Origin of the sequence: Rhodobacter capsulatus (assembly GCF_005144475.1) — a bacterium.
In the GTDB taxonomy this organism is placed as follows: Bacteria; Pseudomonadota; Alphaproteobacteria; order Rhodobacterales; family Rhodobacteraceae; genus Rhodobacter; species Rhodobacter capsulatus_C.
The window spans coordinates 1-3,172 of sequence record NZ_SWJZ01000154.1; the positions used below are offsets into that span (position 1 = coordinate 1).

Here is a 3,172-nt window from a genome sequence, read left to right on the forward strand (position 1 = left end):
ATGATGCGGTTCTTGCGGTCGAGATAGAGCACATGGAACCGCTCGATCGGTCCGCGCACGGTGAGCGCGCAATAATCGAGCAGCGCCTGCCAGCTGCCGATGACCGGGTTCTGGCTGAGGTATCGGCCAAGGATGTCCCGGGCCTCGAGGATCACGGTTTCTTCCTGGGGGGTCATGGGGGTCTCGCTGAATTGCAAGCGCCGAAGCCCCTGCCCGTTCGGGCGCGGGATCAGCGGCGTGCGGATGAACGGGAAGAGGAGCGGCCGCCACGCATGTGAGTGGCCGCTCCGCAGGGTGTCGCCTCAGCCGACCCGGTCGAGCAGCTTCTTGGCGCGCCCTTCCATGTCGAGGCGGACATCTTGCTGGGTCTTGTCGCGCGCGAGCCGGGTGATCCCCTGCACGAAGTCGAAGATGCTCTCGGGCGGGCGGCCCTCTTCCATCAGCACCTTTTCGATGATCTTGCTGGATTCGGCCTTAGAGAAACCGCGCTTGCGCAGGAAATCATCCCGGTCCTCGTCGCTCCGCGCCACGATCTGCTGCCGCGCGGCCTGAATGCCGTTCACGAACCCCTGCGGCGAGGAGTTGGCAAAGCGCGTCAGCGCCGGGGCCGCCTCGTGTGCGAAGCGCGAGGCGGCGTATTTCGAGTGGCGGATCTTGATCTCCTGAAACTCCTCGACGCCCCAGAGGTTGCGGTTCTGGCACACCGCCCTGAGGTAGAAGCTCGCCATGCCAAGCGTCTTCGCGCCCACCTCGGAGTTCCAGCAATAGAAGCCCCGGAAGTAGAGATCGGGGGAGCCGTCCGGAAGACGCCCCGCCTCGATCGGATTGTGATCGTCTACCAGGAACAGGAAGACGTCGCGATCCGAGGCATAGAGCGTGGTCGTGTCGCGGCTGATCTCGACATCGGGGTTGTAAACCCCCGTCGACCAGTCGAGCACACCGGGGACTTTCCAGCGCGTGTCGCCCGTGCCATTGCCCGCAAGACGCTGCACCGCCTCGACCAGTTCGTAATCGTGGATACGACCGTAATCGGGGCCCGTCACGGCGCGCAGTTCGGTGCGGCCATCCTCGGTCTCGAAGGTCTTGACCTGCTCGGCGCGGTGGTTGGAGAGGCCATATTGCAGGTTGATCCCGGCGAGCGGCGCTGGCAGCTGCCGCAGGTAAGAGGCCGGGGCGCCGACGATGCTGGCGAGCTGGCCGAAGGCCCAATGCGTCGGCGTAATCGGTTCCTGCGCTTTCGGCAGGACCAGATGCAGCCGCTCGGCGCTGTCGCGCGCGGCCTCGACGCGAATATCGGCCGTCTGCACCACCCGGCTGCGGCTGCGCTCGGAGCGCCCCTTCACCGATGCCCAGAGATCGTCGAGCGACAGATACCGCTCGTCATCGGGCCGGTTGAACCATTCGGACGACACCCGCCCGTTCCGCTCCCCCCGGCTCACATCCACCTTCCAGCCACCAGCCCGCGCCGGTACGACCGGATCCAGAACTTCCACAACGCCCATCGGCATTCCTCCGCGACAGGCGCCGGGAGCCTCTCTCCCAGCCCTCACCCGTCACCGGGAAACCGGCACTCCTCTCACTCTCAAGGACGCTGGCGCGCGAGACGCGGATCGCAGGAGAAGCCCTTGGCTCAAGCCTAGACCGCGTCATTCCTGCACATAGATCAGGCTCTCCGGGGAGACCCCAGTCTTGCCACGGCATCGAGAAATGCCTTGTCGAGCACAGGGTTGTCCCATTTGTTCGACGCAGCCATCCAGCGGTCCAGATGGTCCCGAAAACTTGGATCGTCCCGCCGCATGTGGAAGGTGAAGAGGCGGTCGACAATCTCCCGCATCAAATCCGCCATCTGCAGATCATCGAGATGCGACACCTCGCGCCACGGAATGGTCCGCCCCGTTCCGTCGACCACCTTCACGTCCGAATAATCGCCTGTCAGGGTCACCGGCTGCAGTCCGGCATGCAAATCCTCCAGCCGCGTGTTGCGGATGCAGATCATGGCCATGATCTTCGAGAGATTGGCCGCGATGCGTTCTTCGTCCTCGACCTTCATGTTCAAGCCCTCTTGATGATCATCACCCGCTACGGCGCCTGTGGCGGCGCAAGCGTCGGGTCACTCAGTCAGATAATCGGCCCAGTTCTGTCGCGCATGCACGATGCGCAGCACCTCAAGCCACTCCGCCTCGATACGGTAGATGATCAGATGCGATTCCGAGCGGTAGAGATGGACGGGAGGGCGGAATTCGGTGCGCTCGCGCGCTATGCCCGGGTGCTGGACCAGCAGGTCCATGTCAGAGGCGAGCCTGCGGATATAAGTCTCAGCCTGCGTGGCAGACCACATGCCTGCGCTATAATCCCAGATCGCATCGAGATCGCTCAGCGCTGCAGGTGAGAGCCGATATTCAACGATCTTCGGCTCTGGCATCTTGTTCCCGCTTGCGGGCAAGAAAAGCCTCCACATCCAGACGCGCACCCCGGCCGCTTGCCAGACCCTCATCGACAAGCTGCTGCAAGTCGGCAATGGCCTGCTGGCGGTCCTGATCACGGCGGATCAGATCGCGCACATAATCACTGGCATTGCTGTAGCGCCCATCTTGGGTCTGAGCCTCGACCCAGGCCTTCATCGGGTCCGGCAGAGAGACGTTCATCGTTGCCATGGTCGCGATCTCCTTCGCAAAAATGGTGACACGATTTGGCAAAGTTTGTCAAACCGTGCCGACGCCGTCCTGCGCGACTTGCCATGAGCGCAGCGAGCCCGGCGGTTTGTTCCGCCGGGCTTTGGCCGAGGCCCCGTTCGTCAGAACGGGATCTCGTCGTCGCGATCGATGAACTCGGGGCTTTCGCCCTCGGCAGCCTTCGGGCGGCTCAGGAAGTCGACCCGCTCCGCGATGATCTCGCAACCGTAGCGATCCACGCCCGCCGCGTCGGTCCATTTCGTGTAGTGGATGCGGCCCTGCACCAGAACCTTCATCCCCTTCTCGCAGTGCTCCGCCACCGTCTTGCCCAGACCGTTGAAGCAGGTGATGCGGTGCCATTCCGTGTCCATGATCCGGTAGCCGTTCTTGTCGCGCAGCACCCGGCCTTCCGATAGCCGCGGCCGCGAGGTGGCGAGGCTGAAGTTGGTGATCCGGGTAGCCCCCTGGGTCGCGCGGACCTCCGGGGCCTGACCGATGTT

Annotated in this window: 5 protein-coding genes and 1 pseudogene; all 6 read right to left on the reverse strand. The window is 63.8% G+C overall.

Going from position 1 to position 3,172, the window contains the following annotated elements; genetic code table 11:
* A pseudogene (locus FBT96_RS21540) lies at positions 1-176 on the reverse strand (DNA repair protein); the annotation flags it as partial.
* Between the two features lie 126 nt (positions 177-302).
* Complete coding sequence (locus tag FBT96_RS20185; protein WP_136909835.1) at positions 303-1,502, reverse strand: DUF932 domain-containing protein; 1,200 nt, start codon at positions 1,500-1,502, stop codon at positions 303-305.
* A 161-nt stretch (positions 1,503-1,663) separates the two neighbouring features.
* Positions 1,664-2,050 (reverse strand): hypothetical protein, encoded by a 387-nt coding sequence (locus FBT96_RS20190; RefSeq protein ID WP_136909837.1) that lies wholly within the window; start codon positions 2,048-2,050, stop codon positions 1,664-1,666.
* Positions 2,051-2,110: 60 nt separating this feature from the next.
* Positions 2,111-2,494 carry a type II toxin-antitoxin system RelE/ParE family toxin gene (locus FBT96_RS20195; RefSeq protein ID WP_136909839.1) on the reverse strand — a complete coding sequence of 128 codons (384 nt, stop codon included), beginning with the start codon at positions 2,492-2,494 and terminating at the stop codon, positions 2,111-2,113.
* Positions 2,400-2,654: a type II toxin-antitoxin system ParD family antitoxin gene (locus FBT96_RS20200; RefSeq protein ID WP_136909841.1), complete on the reverse strand. Its 255-nt coding sequence runs from the start codon at positions 2,652-2,654 to the stop codon at positions 2,400-2,402. The genes FBT96_RS20195 and FBT96_RS20200 overlap by 95 nt, the downstream gene beginning before the upstream one ends.
* A gap of 140 nt (positions 2,655-2,794) precedes the next feature.
* On the reverse strand, positions 2,795-3,172 hold a 378-nt coding region (locus FBT96_RS20205), incomplete at its 5' end, for a single-stranded DNA-binding protein (protein ID WP_136909843.1).

Excerpts from the sequence above, each read along its gene's own strand:
- FBT96_RS20185 (WP_136909835.1), bottom strand. The coding sequence starts at position 1,502 with ATGGGCGTTGTGGAAGTTCTGGATCCGGTCGTACCGGCGCGGGCTGGT.
- FBT96_RS20190 (WP_136909837.1), bottom strand. The coding sequence starts at position 2,050 with ATGAAGGTCGAGGACGAAGAACGCATCGCGGCCAATCTCTCGAAGATC.
- FBT96_RS20195 (WP_136909839.1), bottom strand. The coding sequence starts at position 2,494 with ATGAGGGTCTGGCAAGCGGCCGGGGTGCGCGTCTGGATGTGGAGGCTT.
- FBT96_RS20200 (WP_136909841.1), bottom strand. The coding sequence starts at position 2,654 with ATGGCAACGATGAACGTCTCTCTGCCGGACCCGATGAAGGCCTGGGTC.